This window comes from Telluribacter sp. (genome assembly GCF_035998675.1).
In the GTDB taxonomy this organism is placed as follows: Bacteria; Bacteroidota; Bacteroidia; order Cytophagales; family Spirosomataceae; genus Telluribacter.
The window spans coordinates 58,454-83,401 of the sequence record NZ_DASYHI010000013.1 but is presented as its reverse complement, the minus strand read 5'-3'; the positions used below and the strand labels follow the sequence as shown (position 1 = coordinate 83,401).

Genomic DNA, 24,948 nt, shown 5'->3' with positions numbered 1-24,948 from the left:
TGAATTACATAAGGGAGAAAGCATCAGCTACCTCCAAAAGTACCCTTCCTCCCTTCCTGCTTTCTCACCTTTTATCCTTTAAGAAAAATGCCATGATCAAGAACTACCTCAAAATCGCCTGGCGGAATATTATCCGTAACAAGACTTTCTCTGCCATCAATATTCTGGGGCTGTCGGTGGGGCTGACCTGCTGTATGCTCCTGCTGCTGTACATCCGAAGCGAACTATCGTACGACAAGCACCACGAGCATGCCGACAACCTGTACCTGCTGGGCCTCAAATCGGTGATTGGGCAGTCGGCGGGTAGGGAGTTCGCTACCTCTCCGGCCCCGTACGCCCCGACGCTGAAGTCGGAGTACCCCGAGATTGAGGAAAGTACCCGCCTGTTTGCTCCCGAAAACAAAGCTCTGATCCAGGTACGCGAGCAGGGAAAACAGGTACTTTCGTTTTACGAGAGCAAAGGCTATCAGGTTGACTCCAATTTTTTCAACATGTTCTCCTATGAGTTTGTGGAAGGTAGTGCTGCCAATGCGCTGGCTGACCGCAACTCGGTAGTACTGTCGGAGGAGGTAGCTCAGAAATTGTTTGGGAACAGTCCGGCACTTGACAAAATGGTCCGCATCAGTGGTGATCTGGGCTTAGGCGAAGATTTCAAAGTGACCGGCGTGTACCGCGATGCCAGCGCTCATTCCCATATTGACGGTCGGTTCTTTGTCCCCATCTACGCTGGCGGCATTGGTAATTTCCTGCGGGAGGGGCGGCTGGATTTTGCCAATAACAACATGTTCTTTACCTACCTGCGGTTGCGGCCGGGTACCGAGCCCGGACAACTGATGCAGAAGCTACCGGCCTTTGTGGAGAAGTACGCCCGGGCCGACCTGAAGCAGTATGGCTTTGATGTGGATTTGCAATTGATATCAATAAAAGACCTGCACCTGTACGACCAGTTTCAGAGTGTCGTTACTCCCACTAATACTACTACCTACCTGTACATACTGGCTTCCATCGCCATTTTTACGCTCTTGATTGCCTGTATCAACTTTATGAATCTGTCCACGGCGCGCTCGGCCCGGCGGGCGGCGGAAGTAGGAGTACGTAAGGTGATGGGGGCTCAGAAGTTTGCGCTGGTGCGGCAATTCCTGGGTGAGTCGATGGTACTAACGCTGCTGGCGCTGGTGATAGCCCTGGTACTGGTGGTACTGCTGCTGCCGGTTTTTAACCAACTGACCAGCAAACAGCTCTATTTTACTGAACTCCTCGAGCCGTCTATCCTGCTGACGTTCCTGGGGCTGGCCCTGCTGACGGGATTCGTAGCGGGTAGCTATCCGGCCTTCTATTTGTCGCTGTTCAACCCGGCACTTGTACTCAAAGGTAAGTTTACCAATACCCTTTCGGCGGTGGCCTTGCGTCGCAGCCTGGTGGTATTCCAGTTTGTGGTGTCGGTGGGGTTGGTACTGGCTACGTTCGTTATTCAGGAGCAGATGAAGTACCTGCGCAATACCTCACTGGGCTTTACACAGGACCAGCAGATAGCCATTCCTTTCCGGTCAGGTGAATCACGTGCTGCTTACACCGCCTTCCGAAACGAAATACTCTCCAGCAACCAGGTCGTAGCAGCAGGAGGTGCGCAGTCCTACCCCGGCATCTTCAATGGGTCCGACCTGGTGATGCACCGCCCCGACCAGTCACAAGACCAGGGACACGACATCAAAATCAACCGCGTCGACTACGAATACATGCAGACGATGGGATTTGAGCTGAAGCAGGGGCGGATGTTCTCCCGCGGGTTTCCGGGCGATACCAACGACCGGATGGTGGTGAACGAAGCACTGTTGAAGGAATTTCAAATTCCGGCGGATAAGGCCATTGGCCAGCGGCTGAGCTTCGACTGGGAAGGCGTCAGTTATCCGTTTGAGATTGTGGGGGTGGTGAAAGATTTTCATTACGAAAACCTGCACCAGACCATCCAGCCCTACGCGTTCCTGCTGAAAAACCAGGCCGGATTCAACTACCTCATTGTGCACGTCAATACCGATAACATGCAGAACGTGCTCGGGTTTATGGAGCAGAAATGGAAAACCCTGCGGCCCGATGAGCCCTTTGAATATACCTTCCTGAATGAGGATTTTCAGAAGAACTACGAGGCCGAAGCCCGTACCTCGAGTATCGTCAGCTACTTCACCCTTATTTCTATCCTGATTTCCTGTCTGGGCCTGTTCGGGTTGGCGGCATTCGCGGCACAACAACGGACCAAGGAAATAGGTGTGCGGAAGGTTATGGGAGCTTCGGTGAGCAGCATTGTACTACTGCTTTCAAAAGACTTTCTCAAACTGGTACTCATTGCCATCGTCATTGCTTCGCCCATTGCCTGGTACGCCATGAATCAGTGGCTGGCTGACTTCGCGTACAAGATCCATATTCCGTGGTGGGTATTTGTGGTATCGGGCCTGCTGGCGGTAGTCATTGCCTTTATCACCATCAGCTTTCAAAGTATCAAGGCCGCGCTGATGAACCCGGTGAAGTCGCTACGCTCGGAGTAAGAGAGAATTGAGGATATAGTATAAGAAGAAATCCAGACGTAGAGACGCAATATCTTGCGTCTCTACAAACCATAAAAGCTAATGGCTAACAGCTAATAGCCTAACCACCTAAAGCACCCATGCTCAGAAATTATCTTAAGATAGCCTGGCGGAATACTGTTAATCAGCGGGTGTACAGCTTGCTTAATCTGGCCGGATTAAGCCTGGGGATTATGTGTACGCTGGTCATTACACTGTACCTCAAGAATGAACTGACCTTCGACAATTTTCATGATAAGGCCGACCGGATTTACCGACTGACCAATACTACCACCAATGCTGAGGGTACCGAAATCAGGAGCCGGACGGGCAACACCGGAGCCATCCAGGGACCAGAGTTTGCTTCGGCCATTCCCGAGATTGAGTCGGTAACCAGAATGCAGGGTGTGTTTTTCAACGTCCGGCGGGACAACGAAGGTTTTTATCAGGATGCCCATTACGTCGATGATAACTTCTTTGAAACCTTTTCGCTCCCTCTCCTGGAAGGTACTTCCCGGTCGGCCCTGGCTGGGGTTAACTCCCTTGTTCTGACGGAAGCGGGGGCTATGAAGTACTTTGGCAGTACCCACGTACTCGGGCAGACCCTCGGTCTGGAAATGAACGGGCAATTTGAGCCTTTTGTGGTGACAGGCGTAGCGCGTAATCCGGTCCCTAACTCTTCGCTGCAGTTTGAAATGCTGCTGTCGTACAAGCATCACGAAAGCAAGTTCAAAGATCAGGACTGGCTTAACCAGTACCTTGCTACCTTTTTTGTGTTACGCCCCGACGCCTCCCCGGCAGTAGTAGAGAAAAAAATGGCCCGGGTGTTTGCCGTTTTGGGGCGGGAGCAGGTAGCTAAGGCCGCCGAAGCGCGCGGTTACCAGGAGCAGCGGAAGTTTGGCCTCCAGCCACTGACCGACATCCACCTCACGCTGGACTACGGAGGGGGCAACGAACTGGCCATGCCCACCAGCCCCATGATTCTGTACCTGCTGGGAGGCATAGCCGCATTTATTCTCCTTATTGCCTGCATCAACTTTGTCAATCTGACCGTGGCCCGCTCGCTGCGACGCGCCCGGGAGGTAGGCGTCCGGAAGGTAATCGGGGGGAAGCGGGGGCAGCTTATGGTTCAGTTTCTGGCTGAATCACTGCTGTTAAGTCTCTTCGCCTTTGCACTGGCGGTGGTAGCGGCTCAGCTCGTTTTACCCTACTTCAATGCCCTTTCTGGCACAAGCCTTAGTCTGTCGTACCTGTTCGACGCCCAACTAGTACTGGTATACGCGGGGCTCTTGGTGGTCATAACCCTGCTGGCGGGCTCCTACCCGGCCTTTGTGCTGGCGCGGTTTAATCCGGCGCGGGTCTTGTACGGCCGCGTTGGGTTTGGGGGCAAAAACTACCTTAGCCAGGGGCTGATCGTGGTGCAGTTTGCCTTGTCGGTTTTTCTCATTGCCGCGACAATCACGGTGTTTGCCCAGTTTGATTTCCTCACGACCAAAGACCTGGGGTACAATCCCGAAAACCTGGTTCGTATAGAACTACCTGCACTGCGCCCCGGCAACGACCAGTCCGCCCGGCTTTTCAGACAAAAGCTCGCCAATCAACCCGGTATTGAAGGTGTAGCCACCAAAGACTACCTCGATAACTACACCAGTGTGCGGGGCAATGACAAAGAGCTGGACATCAACTGCGTACGTATTGACGAAAACTACCTGCCTACGTTGGGGATAAAGCTGGCCCAGGGGCGTAATTTTTCTAATACCTACGCCTCCGATACCCTCCACAACGCGCTGGTCAACGAAGCTTTTGTGCGGGAAGCGGGCTGGCAAAACCCACTGGGGCAGCAGGTCTTTTTCCCCGAGCGCAGCAACAAAAGCTATACGGTTGTTGGGGTGGTGCGGGATTACCATTTCTCATCGCTGCACGAAAAGATAAAGCCACAGGTATTTGTAGGCGACGCCGATATGACCTTTGGTGAAGTATGGGTCAAAATCAAACCCGAAAACCAGGCTCAGACAATAGCCCTGCTGGACCGGACATACCGGTCTATAGTACCCAACCACTACTACCACTACCAGTACCTGGATTCGGTGCTGGCCCGGCAGTACGAGCTGGAAACGCGCCTGCGGGAGATTATTACCCTGGCCGCGGGTATATGCCTGTTTATCTCGTGTCTCGGCTTATTCGGCATCGCTACCTTTTCTGCTGAGCGACGTACCAAGGAAATCGGGGTTCGTAAAGTCATGGGAGCTTCGGTAGCCGAAATAGCGACGCTGCTTTCCCGCGACCTGTTGTGGCTGATTGTCCTGGCTTTGCTCATCGCTCTGCCGGTGGCCTGGTGGTCGCTGAACCGCTGGCTCGACCTGTACCCATTGCACGTAGACCTGAGTGCAGGGCTGCTACTGGGTGCCGCTCTTTTTACGGTACTGATTGCGCTAGCGACGGTTAGTTCGCAAAGCATCAAAGCCGCCTTGATGAATCCGGTGAAATCGTTAAGAAGCGAATGACACCCGATATACGCCAGTTCATTTTGGGTCAAAACGTTAGCGCGGGGTACCCCGAGGCGTCAACCGGACAAACGACGTTTCCCGATTTTCTCTTTATCAAGAATGATCCATAAAGTTTATATAAAATGCCGTTTTGCGATTACCCGTTGCCCATTAACCCGAAACTCAAATCAATAGAAAACCATGCTCCCCAACTACCTCAAACTCGCCTTCCGACAACTGTGGCGCAACCGTCTGTTCACTGCGCTCAACGTGCTGGGCCTTTCCATTGGTTTGGCGGCTTGCTGGATGATTTTCCAACTGGTCAACTACGAGTTCAGCTTCGATGCCGACCAGCCCCACCGTGACCGGATTTATAAAGTCGTTTCGCGTTTTTCGTTCGATGGTAAGGAAAGCGGCAATGCGGGGGTACCCAAGCCGATGGCCGCTGCCATTCGGCAGGAAATCGGCGGCGTGGACATGGTTGTCGGACTGTACGGCCAATGGGTGCAGAGTTTACAGGTGCCACAGCCTTCAGGTAAGCCCCTACTATTTTCGGGCGTAGAAGGGGTGCTGGCTACCAACGCCGAGTACTTTCAACTGGTGCCCTATGAATGGCTGGCGGGGACACCTGCCAAAAACTTAACAGAACCCAATGAAGTAGTACTTACCCAATCAAGTGCCGAAAAATATTTCCCCAGCCTTACGCCCGAGCAGATGCTGGGTAAAACGATTTTGTACTGGGACACGCTGGCAGTGAAAGTAACGGGCGTAGTGGCGGATTTGGGGCGCTCGACTTCGTTTACGGGCAAGGAGTTTCTATCGTTGCCTACTATCCAGCAAGGGCAATGGAGTAGGGATTTTGAAGAAGGCTGGTCCGGTACAGGCTCCAATGACCAGGTATATGTGTTGCGAGCCCAGAGTACTGACGCAACAAGATTAGCCGCTAAGATTAACGCATTGGTTTCTAAAAAAGCCAAAGCAATAATCGAAAAATCAGGCGGAACATCGGCAACGTATGAACTAATTCCCTTGGCGGAAGAGCATTTTAACACGTTTTATGAAGCTCAGAACCGGGTAGTTGACAAAAAAGTACTAATTGCCCTCATGGGGCTGGCGGCATTCCTGCTGGCGTTAGCGGTAGTCAATTACATCAACCTCACTACGGCGCAAATTCCACAGCGGGCCCGCGAAATCGGCATCCGTAAAACCCTGGGTAGCTCGCGGAGTGGCTTGGTAGGGCATTTTCTGGGCGAGACGTTGCTGACTACGCTCCTGGCTTGTGGCTTCGCGTATGTCTGGACGATGACCTTCCGCAACAGCCTGGGTGATTTGTTTCCGGAAGGAATGGATCTTTATCCCAACATCGGGCAAACGCTATTTTTTATGGCATTGTTAATTGTCGCGGTAAGCATCCTGGCGGGCTGGTATCCAAGCTTGCTCATTACCCGTTTTCAGCCCACTCAGGTGCTACGCGGACAGGCCGACGTAAGAATCGGCAAAAACAGCTTTTCACTGCGCAAAAGTTTGATTGTTTTTCAGTTTGTGATTGCACAAGCCTTTGTAATCGGAGCTATTGTTGTGAACCAGCAACTGCATTTTGTACTTGAGTCGGACCTGGGCTTCGATCGGGAAGCCGTGCTTACCTTTCGCGTTCCTTATGAATTGGCAGAAAAAGAAGCCTACCGCAACAAGCATTTTGTTCTAAAGGAGGAGATCAAAAACCTTCCTGAGGTAGGTAAAGTGAGCCTGGGCAACGCACCGTTCAGCCAAGGTTTTGCTAGTTCGACGATGATTTACGAAGGCTCTAAAGGCAAGGTAGAGCGCAATGTGTATCTCAAAATTGGGGATGTCGATTTCCTGCAGACGTACGGTATACAACTCTTGGCCGGCCGAAATATCCTACCCAGCGACACCGTGCGGGAATATATCATTAACGAAACGGCTATGCGGGAATTTGGTTTTCGAACCCCGCAGGATGCGGTGGGTAAATTTATCGGAAGTTCTATACCTACCCCAATTGTGGGAGTCATGGCCGATTTTCATTCGTCCACTTTTGACCGAAAAATCGACCCGCTGGCATTTTATACTCAAAAAGATATCGGAGCCTCCTTCAACATAAAGCTAGCTTCCAACAAACCGTCCGACTGGCAGGCGGGTATCCGAAAAATGGAAGCCTTGTGGAAGCAGACCTACCCCGATGCGCCCTTCGAGTACAAGTTCTACGACGACATGATCGCGCAGTACTATGAATCCGAGCGCCGGATGACTCAGATCATCAATCTCTCCACGGGCATCGCCATCCTCATCAGCTGTCTGGGATTGTTTGGTCTGGCCACGCTTACGGCTTTCCAGCGAACTAAGGAAATCGGCGTCCGCAAGGTACTGGGGGCGAGTATTGCCAGTATCGCCGGGATGTTGTCCAAAGACTTCGTGCTGCTAGTGTTGATTGCTTTGGTAATCGCCAGTCCGATTGCCTGGTACTTCATGGAACAATGGCTGGCCGATTTTGCCTACCATATCACTATTTCGTGGTGGGTGTTTGCTTTGGCGGGCTTGACAGCCATTGTCATTTCTTTGGCCACGGTGAGCTATCAGAGTATTAAGGCCGCGCTGATGAATCCGGTGAAGAGTTTGCGGTCTGAGTAATAAAAAAGCGTATAAATAACACTATATAATATCCTGAAAAGCCCATGCTAACGACCTACTTAAAAATTGCATTCCGCATTCTTTGGCGTAACAAGATATATGTTGTCGTCAACCTGGTCGGGATGGGCTTTGCCATCGCCTGCTGTCTGCTGGCGTACCTCAACTACAACTACCGCGCTGAATTTAACCGGAATCATGAGCGGACCGAGAGGATATACCGGCTCAACAGCACCCGGATAGTTGAAGGAAATCAGCAGCCCTGGGGCGTTTCGCCGGTGCCCCTGGGCGAGGCCGTGCAGAAGAACTTAGCTGGTATTGACCGGATTGCCCGACTACATAGTGCTAGCGTCATAGTAAAGCGGGGAGAGCATACCTTTGAAGAGCGCATCCATTACAGCGACAAGGCTCTGTTTGAGTTTTTTACCTTTCCGCTCAAGTCTGGTAATCTTTCCGGCTTTGGCCTGCCCAACCAGGTAGTCATCAGTGAAACGCTGGCCGCTAAGTACTTTCCTGGTCAGGTACCGGTCGGGAAATCACTGACGGTGGTACAGTCCGACCAGAGCGAAAGAGTATATACGGTGGCAGCCGTGGCTCAGAAGATTCCGGATAATTCCAGCATTCAGTTTGACCTGATTACTTCATTTGAGAACGGACTGAGGTCCGCAGGGGGCGATCCTAACGATTGGGCCAATCCGACGCTGATTACTACGTTTGTGGAGGTAAAAGACGAGCAGATTGCCCATAAGAGTATGGCGGCTACGCAGCCCTACGTCGCTATCCATAACCGAAACCGGTCCGACTGGCAGGTGGCTAACTTTTATCTGCAGCCGTTTCGGGAACTGGCTACCAGTTCGGATGTAGATATGCCGGGCTATGTACATGGCCGACAACTCACGACCAATCCCCGCGGAGTACTGGTGATTGTACCGGCGCTGATGTCATTGTTTATCCTGCTTATTACCTGCTTTAATTTTACCAATATCTCCATCGCGTTTTCCAGTGGCCGGTTAAAGGAAATAGGAATTCGTAAAGTAGTGGGTGGCCTTAAAGTACAGCTCATTCGGCAATTCCTGACCGAAAATATCATTCTGTGTGTGCTGGCATCCCTGATAGCCCTGCTTTTCGTTGGGATGCTACTGCCGGTTCTGAATCAGGCCACTGAGCTAAATCTGACCATGGACTTTAGCCATAACTATAAGCTGTGGCTGTTTCTGCTGCTGTTGCCCCTTGTCAGTGCTGTATTTTCGGGCCTCTATCCCGCCCTCTACATCAGTTCTTTCCAACCGGTCAAGATTCTTAAAGGAAAAACAACTTTTGGCTCGACCAACCGATTCTCCCGCTTCCTGCTAATTGCCCAGTTTGGTCTTTCCTGTTTTGCGCTGATTGTCGGTATTGTCATGACCCAAAATGCATCCTTTCAAAAGGAAGTGGATTTTGGGTACGCTATCCAGGAGGTAGCCGTGGTTGAAGTCAACAGCCCGCAGGAGTATACAGCTTTCCGACAGGCGATTTTGCACCACCCGCAGGTAGCCGGTGTAGCCGGAACCACCCACCAGATTGGCGATGGCTCGTATACCGCTAAGGCCGCTCTGCCGGACCGGCACATACAAGCCCAGGTCGCCCATGTGGGGGGCGAAGCGTACCTGAACAGCATGGGTGTACGCCTGGCGCAGGGCCGTCACTTCTACGAATCCGGAGCCGATGCGGAGGAGTCCATTCTGGTGAACGAAACCTTTCTGAAACAACTGAACCTGACGCAGCCACTAGGGCAGCGTATCCAGTTGGACAGTACCTACTACAACATAGTGGGAGTAGTGAAAGACTACAAAGAATACGGTTTGCACGGGCTGGTACCTCCCTGTGTACTACGTCTGGCCCGGCCCGAGGAGTATAAGCTGATGGTGGTGCGGTCCAACGAGAAGGAACTGCCTCAGGTTGCCAGCTTTTTGCAGGCAGCCTGGCGCAAGGCCGTACCCAATGTACCCTACAAGGGTTTCTTACAATCCGAAATGATTGAGAAGGAAGTACGGCTGACGCAGGGCTTTAAATCAATTGCCTTTTTCCTGGCGATTGTCACCTTACTGCTGTCTGCTTCGGGTTTGTTCGCCCTGATTTCCTTGAATATTGACAAGCGGAGCAAAGAAATTGGTATGCGAAAGATACTGGGCGCGTCGGTATGGCAGATTGTGGTACTAATCAACCGGGAGTTCGGGCGAATCCTGCTGGTGGCGTTTGTGCTGGGTTCATCGCTGGGATACCTCTTTACCAGCAAACTTATTTTTAATTTCATCTACAAGTACCATCCGGACATTGGTCCCGAAGCATACATTGCCACCTTCCTGATTGTCCTGCTCAGTGGCAGCCTGATCATTGGGTCAAGAGTATATCGGGCCGCTACCGCTAATCCAGTCAATAATTTACGTTCAGAATAATTTTAGTCATGAACTTATCTATATCACTTGCCATGAAAAAACTACTGACAACTATCCTGTTTGCCGCGGCCTTTTCCGCTGCTTATGCTCAAAACAACCAAACCGAAGACCTGGTGGCCGTCAAGCAGGCCTGCTTCAACTATATTGATGCTTTTTATAAAGTAGACACCACGCTGGCGTACCAGAGTATTCACCCGAGCCTGCAGAAGCGGGGCTTCTCGTATAGCACGAAGGAAAATAATTACTCCAGACAGCTGGAAATGCCGTTTCCGGCGCTGATTAGCCTGGCCAAAGTGTGGAACAAAGACGGCAACCGTACCAACGCGCAGTCGCCGCGGGAGGTGGAAGTATTCGAGATAGCCGACAAGACGGCATCAGCCAGGGTAAAGGCCGTGTGGGGCATTGACTACATCCACCTCATGAAGGAGAATGGTACCTGGTACATTGTAAATGTGCTGTGGCAGTCGCCGCCCAAGTTTACGCAGCAGCCCCGGCAGTAGAGACGCAAAAACCCTGCGTTTCTTCACCGTGACTCGTAGGGATACAGGTCACGGTGAAGAAACTTGGGCCCAAGATATCAGAAAAAAGAACTAACAGCTAACAGCTAATAGCTAACGCCTAACCACCTAACGCAGCCATGATAAAGAACAATCTAAAAATCGCTTCACGGATACTCTGGAAAAACAAACTTTTTTCAGTAGTCAATATACTGAGCTTGTCATTGAGTATGGCGGTAGGTGTTATTCTTTTTACAGGCCTACAAGCCACTTTTGATACAGACCATTTTCATCCAAAATTAAATCAAATAGTGCGAATACTAACGCAGGAAACAAATGAGGGTGAGCAAACCAAATGGGCAACAGCTCCATTGCCATTGGCGACTCAAATCGAAAGCATCTCTCTGGTTGAACAAACGGTAAAAGTTCGTCTGGCAGGAAAATATAACTTGCAAACAGACAAGGGTGATGTACCTGTTGACATAAAATTTTCAGAGCCTTCTTTTTTTGAAGTTTTTGGCTTTAAATTATTGTCAGGTAATGCACAAAGCCTTACCAATAACAACACTTCTCTTTTTTTAAATGAAAAAACAGCAGAAAAAATATTTGGCAGCACCAATGTTTTAGGACAAACTGTTCAATTTGAAAATTTAGGTTCTTATACCGTTGAGGGAATTATCCAGGACCCGCCTTTGGAAACACATCTACGCATTGAGGCAATGTTATCTATCAGTTCTGCTGAAATTCTTGAAAAAAAAGGAGCAATTAGTACTATTTCACAAAATTGGGGAGACTTCAAGAGTTCAGCAATTTACGCACGTTTAAAATCAGAAGATAATGTAAAGCAGCTCAATACAACGCTCCAAAACTATAATCGGAAATTGGATAAGAGCAATCTTCAATTTTTGGCACAACCCATAGAAGATATTACCCCTGGAAACAAGGACATTAAAAATGACCGCAATGCAGGCACAGATTGGGATGGCATAAACACACAGCTATTATTAATTCTAGCCTTGACCGTTTTTGCTGCTTTCAACTACATCAGTTTGGCATTGGCGCGTGCCTTCTCCCGGGCGCAGGAAGTAGGTATTCGCAAAACGATAGGTGCTAAAAGAAGACAAATTATTGGTCAATTTCTACTGGAATCGACCATTGTTGCCCTATTTGCTTTGTTGTTTACAGTGCCATGTGTTACTATTTTAGCCCACTATATACCCGATATGGATGATGTGAGGTTTTCCTGGGATCCAATCTTAATTTTAGCCCTTTTAACCTACGCAGTTATCACAGGTTTAGTCGCTGGGGCATTTCCTTCATGGCTATTATCAGCGTTTCAGCCCATACAGACTTTGCGTAAAATGAAGAATATAAAGCTGTTCCGGGGTGTTGAAGTCTACAAAGCGTTGATTGTTGTACAATTTTCAGTGACCATCCTGTTTATGATATTGGTTGTCATAGTAGCCGATTATGATATAAAAAACAATGCAACCATTAGCTCAACCGTGCCATCCAATGTTCTGACACTGGATTTAAAAGGTGAAAAATATGACAATCTCCAAAACGAAATAAGTCAGTTAAGTCAGGTAGAAACGGCTTTGGCAACTAACTGGTATTACGAACCGATTAAAATGGGCAAAGATTCTGTAAGATTAAACGATAAAACTCTGGAAATAAATTACGTAAGTATTGATCCAAAAACAATTGAAACGGAAGGTATCAGCTTAAAATCCGGTCAAAATTTTCCTGAAAATATGCCCCAAAGTACGGAGCAATATGTGTTGGTGAATGAAGCTGCCGCAAAATTATTCGAATCTAAATCGGAGAATTTAGTGGGGCAAAATCTAGTACTGGACTCTGCCTATGTACAAGTTATTGGCATTATGCCCAATGAAACAATTGGTCAAGTAACCCCTTTGATGTATCGGTATTTACCAAATGAAATAGCCACCTTGACCATTAAAATAAAGCCAAATACAGATTTGGAAGTGACCAAAGCCATTCAGTCCTTATGGAAAAATAATTTTCCTGAAAAAACAGCAAATCTTTATAACTTAAAAGAGCACCGTTATTCAGGAGAAATCAGTGGAGAAATGGAAATTTTTGGAGGCGCTGCCCTGATTGTCATGATAATCGCTGCTTTGGGTATTTTAGGCATAGCAAGTTATTCCGTAGAAACACGCACCAAAGAGTTGGGTATACGAAAAGTAATGGGAGCAAATAACCTAAAATTGGTGTGGATAGTTACCAGAAAATTTGGCATACTTATGCTAATTGCCGGGCTGATTGGCGCTCCATTGGGCTTGTTTTGCGGTGATTTATTAAGACAAGAAATGGGCAGTGAGCTTGATTTGGGTTTTATAAATTTGAGCCTGGGCTTTGGTTTGGTTGCCCTAGTCGGGCTACTGACTGTCCTCTCCCAAACCATTCGAGCGGGGCAAATTGAACCTGTGAAAGTTTTAAAAGCAGAGTAAAAAAGGTAGAACATTCTTTGGCAGGCTGTGACGATGGCGAGACAATTAATTCTATTCCGTGACACCATGACGACAATGTAACGACCGGCTACAAGTTGCGAGAAGAAGGGCACATGTTGCTAACAAAATGTTTCTGCAATGGTGCGGCGAGGTGTAAGCTATAAGTTTTTTATCTCCGTTCTACGTTTGGTTTCGTGGGACAGGACGCGGCTTCGGAAGCGCACCACTGCAGAAACACAAACGGACAACAGTTACTCCAGACAGCTGGAAATGCCGTTTCCGGCGCTGATTAGTCTGGCCAAAGTATGGAACAAGGACGGCAACCGTACCAACGCGCAGTCGCCGCCCAAGTTTTCACAGCAGCCCCGGCAGTAGCCCGGGGAGGGATAATACCCAACGCAGAGACACAAAAAAGCATAAAGCCTAACGCATACAGCCTACAGCTCATGTTAACAAACTACCTGAAAATAGCGCTTAGAAATCTGTGGCGACACCGGGGGTTCACGGTCATTACCGTGGGGGGGCTGGCTATTGGTCTAGCGGCCTGTTTGCTGATTATGCAGTACGTGTGGTTTGAGAAGAGCTACGACCGGCAAAGTCCTTATGCGAACGACATCTGGCGTATCTACACCGAGAACTACACCAACGGTACCGTAGAGAGCCGCGATGCCAACTCGCACAGCGCCATCGGGCCAGCCCTAAAGGCTGAGGTACCGGAGGTAGTGGATTATACCCGTATTTACAGCGCCCGTGACCTGGCCGCCTTCCGGGGCACGACACCGCTGCTCCAGAAAAGCGCCTACGCCGTAGACGAAGGCTTCCTGCGGATGTTTCCGTACCGGACTATCTATGGCCGGGCAGAAGGGGCGCTGACAAAGCCTAATACCATATTACTTACTGAATCAACGGCCCGGCGGTACTTCGGCAACCGCAATCCGGTGGGTCAGACGCTGCGCCTGGCCGGGGGCTGGTTCACCGGCCTGCACACCGTAACGGCCGTGGTAGAGGACGTGCCACCCAACACGCACTTCAAGTTTGAGATGCTGCTGTCGTACCAGACGCTCTACAGCGCGGGCCACGAGGACAACTGGGATAACTACTGGGACTATAACTACTTTCAACTCCGTCCCGACGCTAATTCGGAACGGGTACAGGCTAAACTGGCTGAACTCAATGAGAAGTACCTGAGCAAAAGCAGTCTTCGGCTCCAGATGCAGCCCCTGACAAACATCCACCTCCACTCGGACCTGACCTACGAGCACGAGCCCAACGGCAGCGCCCGTATTGTTTACTTTCTGGTATTGCTGGCGGTGGTCATCCTGCTGATTGCCTGGATTAACTACAGCAATCTCACCACGGCCCGCTCGCTAACCCGGGCCAAAGAGGTTGGTCTGCGCAAAACCATCGGTGCCGGACGAAGCCAGCTCATCGGGCAGTTCCTGGCCGAGGCATTTCTCATTAATGCGCTGGCGGTAGGAGGGGCAATTCTGCTCACGCAAAGCTTCGGGGCGACCTTCGATGAACTGACGGGGCGACCCCTGTCAGGAAGTGGCTTTGCCCAAACCCCATTCTATGCAGGAGTACTTGTAAGTCTTTTTGTGCTGAGCGTGCTGGGGTCAGGTACCTATCCGGCGCTGGTCTTGTCGGGCTACCGGCCGCTCTCTATGCTGCAAGGCAGCTTTGCCCGCTCGGGGCAGGGGGTAGCGTTGCGGCGGGTACTCGTGGTGGTTCAGTTGGTGTGTACGGTCGTGATGCTGGTAGCGACGATGACCATTTACCGGCAATTAATCTACATAGAGCACCACGACCTGGGCCTCACAACCGACCAGATGCTGGTGGTAAAAGCGCCCCTGCACGACTACCGTGAGGACTCTATCTACCAGACCCGGTTTGATATATTCCGGGCGGAGGCGGAGCAACTGCCGGGCGTGCAACAGATGGCGACGTCGTCGGTGGTACCCGGCGACGGCATCAACCAGATTGGTGGTACCAGCGAAGGGGTGTACTGGAAGAAAAATATCACCGACCAGAAACAGACCTTTTACTTCGTCAACGTGGATGAACATTTTATGGATACCTACGGCGTAAAACGGTTGGCCGGAGAGTCATTCAGAGGGCAAAGTCCTCAGTGGCGGAGCCGGTACATCATCAACCGGGCGGCGCTGAAGGCCATGGGCTTTTCTTCGCCCGAGGCCGCCGTGGGCGAGGCTTTGGTATTCGGAGGAAGCGAAGCCAGCCGGGAGAATGATAAGCAGATTGTGGGGGTAGTGGAAGATTTCCACATTGAATCGCTCAAACAACCCACCCGCCCCACGCTGTACCTGTGCGCTCCGTCGAGCCAGATGTCTTACTTCTCGCTGAAACTCGACACCCGGCAGTATAGCCGTAGTATCGACCAGCTTGGTAGCCTGTGGAAGCAGCTCTATCCCGACAGTCCTTTTGAGTACTTTTTTCTGGACCAGAAGTTCGACGAGCAGTACCGTGCCGAACGCCGGTTTAGCTGGCTGTTCAGTCTGTTTACGGGACTGGCGGTACTGGTGGCTTGTCTTGGATTGTTTGGTCTGGCTGCCTTTACAGCCGAGCAACGTACGAAGGAGATTGGCATCCGGAAGGTACTTGGGGCGTCGGTAAAGAGTATTATAGCCCTGCTTTCCCGTGATTTCCTGGTATTGGTCTTAATAGCCATAGTGGTAGCTACACCAATGGCCTGGTACGTGATGGACCAGTGGCTGCAGGACTTTGCCTACCGGATTACCCTGTCCTGGTGGGTGTTCCTGGCAGCAGGAGTACTTACTGCCGCCATTGCGCTGCTGACGGTAAGTTTCCAAAGTATAAAGGCTGCCCTGACGAATCCGGTGAAGTCGCTGCGGAGCGAGTGAAAAGTTAAAAATGAAAAGCGGAGCGCTCCTCCGGGAGGCGCTCCTCCGGGAGGCGCTCTTCTGGGAGGCCACCTTTTAACCTTTAAATTAATTTATACTTAACCTTTTAATAATTAACACGTATGAGCCACATAGCTATCCCCATTCCTCCGCTTCCAGGCAAGCAGGAGATTGAAGTTGAAGTTACGATCAATGGTCAGAAGCATCAGCTGCACTACCGCGTGGAGCTGTTTTACTGGGACGACTGTAGCAATCCCCAGGGCCACCGCGCCGACTGCATCAGCGAGATGTTGTCGCACCACGATCCCGACTGGACGGTATACTATATCGGGGCACCAACCGATGAATTTGTGCCCATTACCTTTGTCAAGAAAGAGAGCCGGCGGTATTTGCAGGGGGCAACGGCTTAAAAAACTCCCGGCTATTATGCTGGGGACCGGAACCGGGGCAAGTACCTAAGGGCCAGTTGGAGCTTTTTGTCGCGCAGGATTATTTATCTGTTTCTAAAAGTGCTCATTTATGAGCACTTTTTTTATTGTCAGGAGCCGGACAGGGACAGGAAGGGTAGGGATGAAAAAATGCGGCTGGAACTATGGGTTTTTTTACGAATGGTACTTTAGAAAGAAGCATGAAAGTGCCTGATTTCAAGGAAATAGGAAGCAAGCAAGGGGATAGGTAGCTGTTGCCGGAAAGGTTACCTGAAAATAATGAAAAATGTTTTATTTATACAGTAGGAAATAGGTTAGAAAATCTTATCATTGAATTATTAAAAGATTTTGTAGCATTATGAGTAAAACAGTTACCCTACGAAAAGGCTACGATATTAATCTTATCGGTAAGGCCGCTTATACCCTCACACCACAGCCAGACTTAGCTATTATTGCCGTCAAACCAACTGATTTTAAGTCAGTTGTTCCGAAGCTTATGGTGGAGGTGGGGGATGAGGTATTGGCAGGCCAGCCCGTATTTTTTGATAAAAATAACCCTGCCATAAAGGTGGTTTCTCCCGTAAGTGGGGAGGTCGTGGAAGTAGTTCGCGGAGCCAAGCGGCGCATCATGGAAATACGGATTATGCCGGACCAGGATGAACGTCGTTACGTTAATTTTACTCCCGCTAATCCAATAGAACTTTCCCGTGAAGCCATCATAGAACGATTGCTGGAAAGTGGCTGCTGGAGCTACCTCCGGCAGCGCCCTTACGACCTGATTGCCAGCCCCGAAGGCCATCCGAAAGGTATATTTGTTTCGTGCTTTGACACCGCTCCGCTGGCACCCGACCTGGGGTACGTACTGCAGCAGGAAAGTGATAATTTTAATACGGGCCTGGCGGTGCTGGCGCAGCTGGCTTCCGGCAAGCTGCACCTGAGCCTGAGGCCCAACGAAAAGCTGACGGAAAAAGAACTGGCCGGCGTACCTTCTGAAAACATCCATTACTTCCAGGGGCCGCACCCGGCCGGCAACGTTGGCGTACAGATTCACCACCTGTCGCCCATCCGTAAAGATGAAGTAGCCTGGTACGTGCATCCGCAGGATGTCGTCATCATAGGGCGGCTGTTCAGCGAAGGACGCTACCGCGCCGACCGCATAGTAGCCCTGACGGGTAGCTGTGTAGAGGACCCCCAATACTTTAGAGTAATAAGCGGACAACGGCTCAGCGCTATCCTGGAAAATCGCCTGAAAGGAGAGCGCGTACGTATCATTCAGGGAAACATACTGACCGGCGCTACTTCGTCAAACGAAGATTTTCTGTCGCATTATGCGAACCAGATCACGGTGGTACCCGAAGGCGATCAGCCGGAATTTCTGGGATGGCTGTTGCCGGGCGTCAATAAGCTGAGCCTGTCGCGGACGTACTTATCGTGGTTGTTTCCCAAGCGTAATTATGAGCTCGACACCAACATGCACGGGGAGGAGCGGGCCTTTGTGATGACCGGGCAGTACGACAAGGTACTACCCATGGATATCCTGCCCGTAATGCTGCTGAAAGCCATTCTGGCCCGCGATATTGAGCGCATGGAGCAGCTGGGGATTTATGAAGTATCGGAGGAAGATTTCGCGCTGTGCGAATTTGTGTGTACCTCCAAGATTGATGTACAGCGTATCATCGCTGAGGGGCTGGAGTACGTCCGCCTCGAAGGGTAACAGACCCTGATTGTAACGTACAGCAGTATTTTGATAGGAATTATCTGAATCGGTAACTCATAGCCTGATCCCTGACGGGAGAAGACCCTGGGTATATAGCTTACCAGATTGCCAGAATTCGCGTAACCCGCCGGGACAATTGGTCCCCTGACGGTACTATGACCTATTTGAAACCCAAAGACTGCCTGTGCCCGTGAAACAAATCCGTACCCTAGTCGACACCGTAAAGCCACACTTCAAAGAAGGTGGTCGCCTCGAAAAGCTTCATCCGGCTTTTGATGCTCTGGAAACCTTCCTGTTTGTACCCGGTCATACCAGCGACAACGGGGTACACATCCGCGACGCCATGGACCTGAAACGCACCATGTTTACAGTGGTGGTGGCCATGATACCTACGCTGCTGTTCGGTATGTGGAACGTAGGCAACCAGCACTACCTGGCCTACGGCATGCAGGTTTCCTTTCTGGACAATTTTCTCTTCGGCGCTCAGAAGGTACTTCCCATTGTTATTGTATCCTACGCCGTGGGGCTGGGGGTTGAATTTATTTTTGCGGTGCTGCGGGGGCATCAGGTAAGCGAAGGGTACCTGGTGACGGGCCTGCTGATTCCGCTGACCCTGCCCGTCACCATTCCCCTCTGGATGGTAGGCCTGGCGGCTATTTTCTGTACCGTACTGGGCAAGGAAATATTTGGCGGTACGGGTATGAATTTCATGAATCCGGCGCTGCTGGCCCGGGCTTTCCTGTTTTTTGCCTTCCCGGCCTACATGACCGGCGACGTATGGGTAGACCTTTCGCCCGAGCCCGGCTATGCCCTGGTTGACGCCTACTCCGGCGCTACCAGCCTGGTAGCCTTTGACACCAACTACGCCAATACCCCCTCGGTGGCGAATATGTTCTGGGGCTTTGAGGCGGGCTCCATCGGCGAAACCAGCGCCTTTGCCTGTCTGCTGGGGGCAATACTGCTCATTGTAACAGGGGTAGGGAGCTGGAAAATCATAGTATCCTGCGTGCTGGGAGTACTGGGGATGGGGCTACTGCTGAACGGCCTGGCGCCGGTTGATGTACCTACCCACGCCATGCACACCCCGGCCTATTACCACCTGCTCATGGGCGGCTTCGCGTTTGGGGCCGTGTACATGGCGACTGATCCCGTGAGTGCGGCGCATACCGAAAAGGGTAAGTGGGTATACGGAATCCTGATCGGAGCATTTACGGTGGTACTGCGGGTATTCAATCCAGCTTATCCGGAAGGGGTGATGCTGGCTATTCTGCTGATGAATGTATTCGCGCCCCTGATCGATCATGTAGTAGTGGAACAACACATCAAAAAACGCCTCAAACGTGCATAGCAACCAATATACCCTTATATATGCCGCCGTACTGTCAATAGTAACGGCGGTGATTCTGGCCGTAACCGCCGAGGGCCTGCGGCCCGCCCAGGAAATCAACGTCGCGCTGGATACCAAGTCTAATATTCTGAAAGCCGTCCGGCTCGACCTGTCGGAGCGGCAGGAGATTGAGCAAACGTATTCAAGCCGCATTGAAGAGTTGGTACTTAATGCCTCCGGTGAAAAGCTGGAAAACGTAGCGGCTACTTCCATTGACATGAAAGAAGAAAACGATAAAGACTGGAAAGAACGCCGGCTGCCGCTGTACATCTATACCGGCGAAAACCAGGAGAAGTACTTCATTGTTCCGGTGCGTGGCGTGGGGCTTTGGGGGCCTATCTGGGGGTACCTTTCGCTCGAAAGCGACTTCAATACCATCTACGGTGCCTTCTTTGACCACAAAGGCGAAACCCCCGGTTTGGGCGCTGAGATTTCCGAAAAGGCCTTTCAGGACCAGTTCAGAGGTAAAAAGATCATGACGGACGACGGGCAGTTTGTGTCGGTGAGCGTAATCAAGAAAACCGACAAACTCGAATACGGCCAAATGTACCGGGTAGATGCCATTTCGGGCGGGACCATTACCTCGCGCGGCACAGACCAGATGATCAAAGATGGACTGGCTCCCTACCTGACCTATTTTGAAAAAATAAAGAGTTCCGGTGCTCTGGTGAGTGCCAATCAACCTAAGTAAGAGAGTCAGTAAGTTATGTATAAGCTAATTATGTAATTGACTATGAACGAAGAAGAAGAACTAACCACCCTGAGGGAAGAGGCGGCCCCGCCGCTGGCGGTTCCGGTGAAGAAGAAAGAGGCGCTTTTTTCCAAAAAAAATATCCAGACCCTGCGGGACCCACTGGACGACACCAATCCGGTAACCGTACAGGTACTGGGTATCTGCTCGGCCCTGGCCGTAACGGTGCAGGTAAAGCCGGCGCTGATCATGACGCTCGGAGTTATTTTTGTCGTTGCCTTTTCCAATCTCATTATTTCCCTGCTCCGCCGTACCATACCCAACCGGATCCGGATAATTGTGCAGTTAATAGTAGTGGCGTTGCTCGTGACTATTGTGGACCAGTTGCTGAAAGCCTTCATGTTCGACATCAGTAAAAAGTTGTCGGTATTTGTCGGACTCATCATTACCAACTGCATTGTAATGGGACGACTGGAAGCTTTTGCCCTGGGGCAGAAACCCTGGCCTTCGTTTCTGGACGGGGTCGGCAACGGCCTTGGCTACGGACTAATCCTGATTATGGTCGCGTTTTTCCGGGAGTTATTCGGGGCAGGTACCTTGTTTGGCTACAAGGTAATACCGCAGTGGGTGTACGATATGGGCTACGTCAACAACGGCCTGATGGTACTGCCCCCGGCGGCGCTGTTTGTGATCGGGATCTATATCTGGTGGCAGCGCAGCCGAAAACCCAAGCTCGTGAATGTGTCCTGACAGGCTACTACTATTGCCTGATTGCTGGTAAGTACCTGGGCAGAGTAGCTGCTCAGTTTGTCAAATTTTCAACTAAGCTATGGGCTACCTGGCTAACTTCTAACAGCTACTATGAAAGAGCTAATCAATATTTTCATCCGGGCTATTTTTATTGAGAATGTCATCTTCGCCTTTTTTCTGGGGATGTGTTCGTTCCTGGCCGTATCCAAAAAAATCAAAACCGCCTTCGGGCTGGGGCTGGCGGTTATTTTCGTGATGCTGCTGACTACCCCGCTCAACTACCTTATCCTGACTTATATGTTGGGTGAAGGTGCCCTGGCGTGGGTACATCCGTCGCTGGCCTCAGTCGACCTGACCTTCCTGGCCTTTATCCTGTTTATATCTACCATCGCGGGTGCCGTGCAACTGGTCGAGATGTCCGTGGAGAAGTTTGTGCCGGTCCTGTACGCGTCGCTGGGTATTTTTCTCCCGCTCATTACCGTTAACTGCTCCATCCTGGGTACTTCGCTGTTTATGCAGGAGCGGCAGTATACCTTCCTGGAAACGACCGTGTTTTCGCTCGGGGCCGGTATCGGGTTTTTTCTGGCCATTGTACTGCTGGCGGGTATCCGGGAGCGGCTTCGCTATTCCAACATTCCGGAGCCCCTGCAGGGGCTGGGTATCGCCATGATTATTACGGCGCTGATGGGTATGGCTTTCTTAAGTTTTTCCGGAATTCAACTTTGATCCCCTATGCTACCAGTTCTTTCATCCAGTGTTATCGTATTTATCCTCATCATTCTGGTTCTGGCCTTTATGATTCTGGTGGCCAAGGAACGGCTGCTACCTCAGGGGGACGTGGCTATTGTCATTAACGGAAATCAGGAAACGCCTATCATCGTCAAGCCCGGTGCGACGCTGCTGTCTACCCTGGCCGACCAGAAAATATTCCTGGCTTCGGCCTGCGGTGGGGGAGGTACCTGCGCCATGTGCAAGTGCCAGATTTACGAAGGAGGCGGGGAGGTACTTCCCACCGAAACCAACCACCTCAACCGGCGGCAGGTTCAGGACCATATCCGGCTGGCCTGTCAGGTAAAGGTGAAGGACGATATGACCATCAGGGTACCGGATGAAGTATTCGGAGTAAAAAAACTGGAATGTACCGTTTCCTCCAACTACAACGTGGCTACTTTCATCAAAGAATTTGAGGTAAAGCTGCCCGAGGGCGAACACCTGGACTTTGAAGCCGGCGGCTATATTCAGATTGACGTTCCGGAAACGGCCGTGGATTACAAAAATATGGACATTACGGCCCACCCGCTCTACCACGATTCGCCCACGAAGTTCAAGGAAGACTGGGACAAATTTGGCTTGTGGCCCCTCCGCATGGTCAACGACGAACCGCTCTTCCGGGCCTACTCCATGGCCAACCACCCCGCCGAAGGCAACATCGTAAAGCTGACCGTCCGGATTGCCACGCCGCCCTTCGACCGCGCCCGCAATGGGTGGATGGACGTAAACCCGGGGGTAGCTTCCTCCTATATTTTCAATCTGAAACCCGGCGACAAGGTAACGATTTCGGGACCCTACGGTGAATTTTTTATCAAAGAAACCGACCGCGAAATGCTGTACGTGGGCGGAGGCGCGGGTATGGCACCCATGCGCTCGCACTTGTTCCACCTGTTCCATACGCTCCGGACCAAACGGAAGGTAACGTTCTTTTACGGCGGCCGTACCCGTAAAGAGCTGTTCTACATTGATGAGTTTCGGCAGATTGAAAAAGAATTTCCTAATTTCAAGTTTGTAGTAGCGCTGGACGGCCCCTTGCCGGAAGATAACTGGACCGTCAAAAAAGATATTGATGATCCGGAAGGCGACGGCTTTATCGGGTTTGTGCACAATGTGGTTATCAAAGAATTCCTGGCGAAGCATCCGGCCCCCGAAGACCTGGAAGTGTACTTCTGCGGTCCGCCCATGATGAACCAGTCAGTACTCAAAATGGCGGACGACTGGGGTATCCCTTCCGAGAACGTGGCCTTTGATGATTTTGGTGGTTAATGAAGTTAAAGTTTATCTGTGTTATAATAGTAATCTGGGCGGGGTTGCTGGCAGGGTGCCAGTCTACCCGGAAGAACTATACGCACCTCGAAGGGCAGGCCCAGGGTACTACCTTCCGGATCGTTTATAACGATTCGTTAGCCAGAGACTATTCGCATGCTGTGGACAGCCTTTTTCGGGTGATTGACCACAGTATGTCGCTCTGGGATAGTACTTCCGTCATTAGTGGCTTCAATGCCAACCGCTCCTATGTACGCGCTGATCCGCATTTTACAACTGTGTTCCGGCGGGCGCAGGAAGTAGCAGCCGACACCGAAGGGTACTTCGACCCTACCGTGGGGCCGCTGGTAAAAGCGTGGGGATTTAGCTACAAAAAAGGCCTGCCCCAACCCGACTCGGCCCGGGTAGATAGTCTGCTCCGATGGGTAGGATACCAGAGGACACGGCTGGAAGAGGGCAGGTTGCTGAAAGATATTTCCGGAATAGAAATTGATTTCAACGCCATCGCCCAGGGCTATACGGTAGACGTTATCGCCGGGTTTTTCAAAAGCAAAGGCATCAAAAACTACCTGGTCGAGGTGGGGGGTGAAGTACGGGCCGAGGGTGAGAACGAACGCGGCGAAACCTGGCACATCGGCATCGACAAGCCCACCGATAAGGGCGAGGCGGGTCGTCCTCTACAGACGGTAGTACCCCTCAGCGGGCGTGCACTGGCTACTTCGGGCAGCTACCGCAAGTTCGTTGAGCGCGACGGCCGCCGGTACAGCCACGCTATTGACCCGCACACGGGCTACCCCATTACCCACCGCTTATTAAGTATCTCGGTTATTGCCGACGACTGCATGACCGCCGACGCCTACGCTACGGCCTTTCTGGTGATGGGACTGGAAAAAGCCCTGCCGATTGCCAAAGCGCGTAATCTGGAACTTTACGGAATTTACGAAGGAGATGAAGGTACCTTACAGACCTACAGTACGCCGGGATTCGTGGAGGAGAAGGAGTGAGTGTAGAATGCTGAATTGGCTTCGGACGAGGGATGAGGAAAATGAGACAGTGCAGCCTTCGCTTTTCACTCTTCGCTTTTCACCAGATCCTCCTGCTTCTCGCAGGCTTCCCCCGCTTTTCGCCCGCATACCCCGCAGGCAGCGCCATCTTTCCGGAGGTAGGGATTGTTGTTGGCGCAGGTACCCCTGAACTCCCCATTCTTGACAAAGAGCAGGCGCAGACTGAACAGGAAAAATCCGATCAGCACCAGCACCACCGATACAATGAGGACAGGAACCATAGCTTTCTTTTTTAGTAAATATAAAGCTATTTGCCTTAAATAAAAATTTAATAATTATCCTATAACTATTTGGATTATATGTAGCCATTGCCTATATTCGGCAGATTCTTCTTCTCCCTTACCTTCTCAAAATGAAACTGTTATGATTTCAGTAAAAAAATTATTGGATGACAAGCCTACCTCCGTCGTATGGAGCGTAGCGCCGGAAACTTCGGTCATTGATACCCTGCTGTTCATGTCCGAGAAAAACATCGGGGCCGTGGTGGTACTGGACGGTGAAAGACTGGCGGGTATTTTTTCCGAGCGCGACTACGCCCGCAAAGGAATCATTCAGGGGCGCAAAGCCAAAAGCACGCCCATCAGCGAGGTTATGACGGCGCACGTATTTACCGTGTCGGCCGACATGGGTATTCAGGAGTGTATGAAAATGTTCAGCGAAAAAAAGATCCGGCACCTGCCCGTGGTCGATCAGGAAAAGGTAGTAGGCGTACTGAGCATTGGCGACATAGTTAACTCCATTATGTACGAACAGCGGCAGCACATACAGTTTCTGGAGCAGTACATTACCCACGCCTGAGACTTATCGTAATTACTCTACTTCTCCCTTTCAGTATCTGATTCCATTTAGGTCATCTAATCGGCAGGTGACCTTTTTGGCTATGGTCTGTTTTGTAAGCCACT

The 24,948-nt window shown here is 51.0% G+C and carries 18 protein-coding genes; 17 read left to right on the top strand and 1 reads right to left on the bottom strand.

Going from position 1 to position 24,948, the window contains the following annotated elements:
* Positions 1-92: 92 nt before the first annotated feature.
* The 16 genes from VGN67_RS05380 to VGN67_RS05305 all read left to right on the top strand — a co-directional run bounded on the left by VGN67_RS05380 (position 93) and on the right by VGN67_RS05305 (position 23,986).
* Complete coding sequence (locus VGN67_RS05380) at positions 93-2,540, top strand: ABC transporter permease (protein WP_327485753.1); 2,448 nt, start codon at positions 93-95, stop codon at positions 2,538-2,540.
* Positions 2,541-2,659: 119 nt separating this feature from the next.
* Positions 2,660-5,062, top strand: coding sequence for an ABC transporter permease (locus VGN67_RS05375; RefSeq protein ID WP_327485752.1), 2,403 nt, complete (start codon positions 2,660-2,662; stop codon positions 5,060-5,062).
* 183 nt (positions 5,063-5,245) lie between these two features.
* Positions 5,246-7,690 (top strand): ABC transporter permease, encoded by a 2,445-nt coding sequence (locus tag VGN67_RS05370; protein ID WP_327485751.1) that lies wholly within the window; start codon positions 5,246-5,248, stop codon positions 7,688-7,690.
* Positions 7,691-7,734: 44 nt separating this feature from the next.
* Positions 7,735-10,122, top strand: a complete 2,388-nt coding sequence (locus tag VGN67_RS05365; protein WP_327485750.1) for an ABC transporter permease — start codon at positions 7,735-7,737, stop codon at positions 10,120-10,122.
* A 32-nt stretch (positions 10,123-10,154) separates the two neighbouring features.
* Positions 10,155-10,622 carry a nuclear transport factor 2 family protein gene (locus tag VGN67_RS05360; RefSeq protein ID WP_327485749.1) on the top strand — a complete coding sequence of 156 codons (468 nt, stop codon included), beginning with the start codon at positions 10,155-10,157 and terminating at the stop codon, positions 10,620-10,622.
* Between the two features lie 137 nt (positions 10,623-10,759).
* Positions 10,760-13,093, top strand: coding sequence for an ABC transporter permease (locus VGN67_RS05355; protein WP_327485748.1), 2,334 nt, complete (start codon positions 10,760-10,762; stop codon positions 13,091-13,093).
* A 138-nt stretch (positions 13,094-13,231) separates the two neighbouring features.
* Complete coding sequence (locus VGN67_RS05350; RefSeq protein ID WP_327485747.1) at positions 13,232-13,468, top strand: hypothetical protein; 237 nt, start codon at positions 13,232-13,234, stop codon at positions 13,466-13,468.
* Positions 13,469-13,539: 71 nt separating this feature from the next.
* Positions 13,540-15,972: an ABC transporter permease gene (locus VGN67_RS05345; protein ID WP_327485746.1), complete on the top strand. Its 2,433-nt coding sequence runs from the start codon at positions 13,540-13,542 to the stop codon at positions 15,970-15,972.
* Between the two features lie 122 nt (positions 15,973-16,094).
* Positions 16,095-16,382: a hypothetical protein gene (locus tag VGN67_RS05340; protein WP_327485745.1), complete on the top strand. Its 288-nt coding sequence runs from the start codon at positions 16,095-16,097 to the stop codon at positions 16,380-16,382.
* Positions 16,383-16,758: 376 nt separating this feature from the next.
* The gene (locus tag VGN67_RS05335) at positions 16,759-18,114 is read left to right on the top strand and encodes a Na(+)-translocating NADH-quinone reductase subunit A (RefSeq protein WP_327485744.1); all 1,356 of its coding nucleotides are present in this window, start codon (positions 16,759-16,761) and stop codon (positions 18,112-18,114) included.
* 193 nt (positions 18,115-18,307) lie between these two features.
* Complete coding sequence (locus VGN67_RS05330) at positions 18,308-19,465, top strand: NADH:ubiquinone reductase (Na(+)-transporting) subunit B (protein WP_327485743.1); 1,158 nt, start codon at positions 18,308-18,310, stop codon at positions 19,463-19,465.
* Entirely contained in the window at positions 19,458-20,195 is a 738-nt protein-coding gene (nqrC, locus tag VGN67_RS05325; RefSeq protein WP_327485742.1) for an NADH:ubiquinone reductase (Na(+)-transporting) subunit C, read from the top strand. Before VGN67_RS05330 ends, nqrC begins: the two co-directional genes overlap by 8 nt.
* A 42-nt stretch (positions 20,196-20,237) precedes the next feature.
* Positions 20,238-20,945 carry an NADH:ubiquinone reductase (Na(+)-transporting) subunit D gene (locus VGN67_RS05320; RefSeq protein WP_327485741.1) on the top strand — a complete coding sequence of 236 codons (708 nt, stop codon included), beginning with the start codon at positions 20,238-20,240 and terminating at the stop codon, positions 20,943-20,945.
* A gap of 111 nt (positions 20,946-21,056) precedes the next feature.
* Positions 21,057-21,671, top strand: coding sequence for an NADH:ubiquinone reductase (Na(+)-transporting) subunit E (nqrE, locus tag VGN67_RS05315; RefSeq protein WP_327485740.1), 615 nt, complete (start codon positions 21,057-21,059; stop codon positions 21,669-21,671).
* Positions 21,672-21,677: 6 nt separating this feature from the next.
* The gene (nqrF, locus tag VGN67_RS05310; RefSeq protein ID WP_327485739.1) at positions 21,678-22,982 is read left to right on the top strand and encodes an NADH:ubiquinone reductase (Na(+)-transporting) subunit F; all 1,305 of its coding nucleotides are present in this window, start codon (positions 21,678-21,680) and stop codon (positions 22,980-22,982) included.
* Positions 22,982-23,986, top strand: a complete 1,005-nt coding sequence (locus tag VGN67_RS05305) for an FAD:protein FMN transferase (protein ID WP_327485738.1) — start codon at positions 22,982-22,984, stop codon at positions 23,984-23,986. Before nqrF ends, VGN67_RS05305 begins: the two co-directional genes overlap by 1 nt.
* A 65-nt stretch (positions 23,987-24,051) precedes the next feature.
* Here VGN67_RS05305 and VGN67_RS05300 read toward each other — a convergent pair whose 3' ends face one another.
* The gene (locus VGN67_RS05300; RefSeq protein WP_327485737.1) at positions 24,052-24,267 is read right to left on the bottom strand and encodes a hypothetical protein; all 216 of its coding nucleotides are present in this window, start codon (positions 24,265-24,267) and stop codon (positions 24,052-24,054) included.
* 142 nt (positions 24,268-24,409) lie between these two features.
* On the opposite strand from VGN67_RS05300, the gene VGN67_RS05295 reads away from it, so the two are divergent.
* Positions 24,410-24,844 (top strand): CBS domain-containing protein, encoded by a 435-nt coding sequence (locus VGN67_RS05295; RefSeq protein WP_327485736.1) that lies wholly within the window; start codon positions 24,410-24,412, stop codon positions 24,842-24,844.
* The last annotated feature ends 104 nt before the right edge of the window (positions 24,845-24,948 follow it).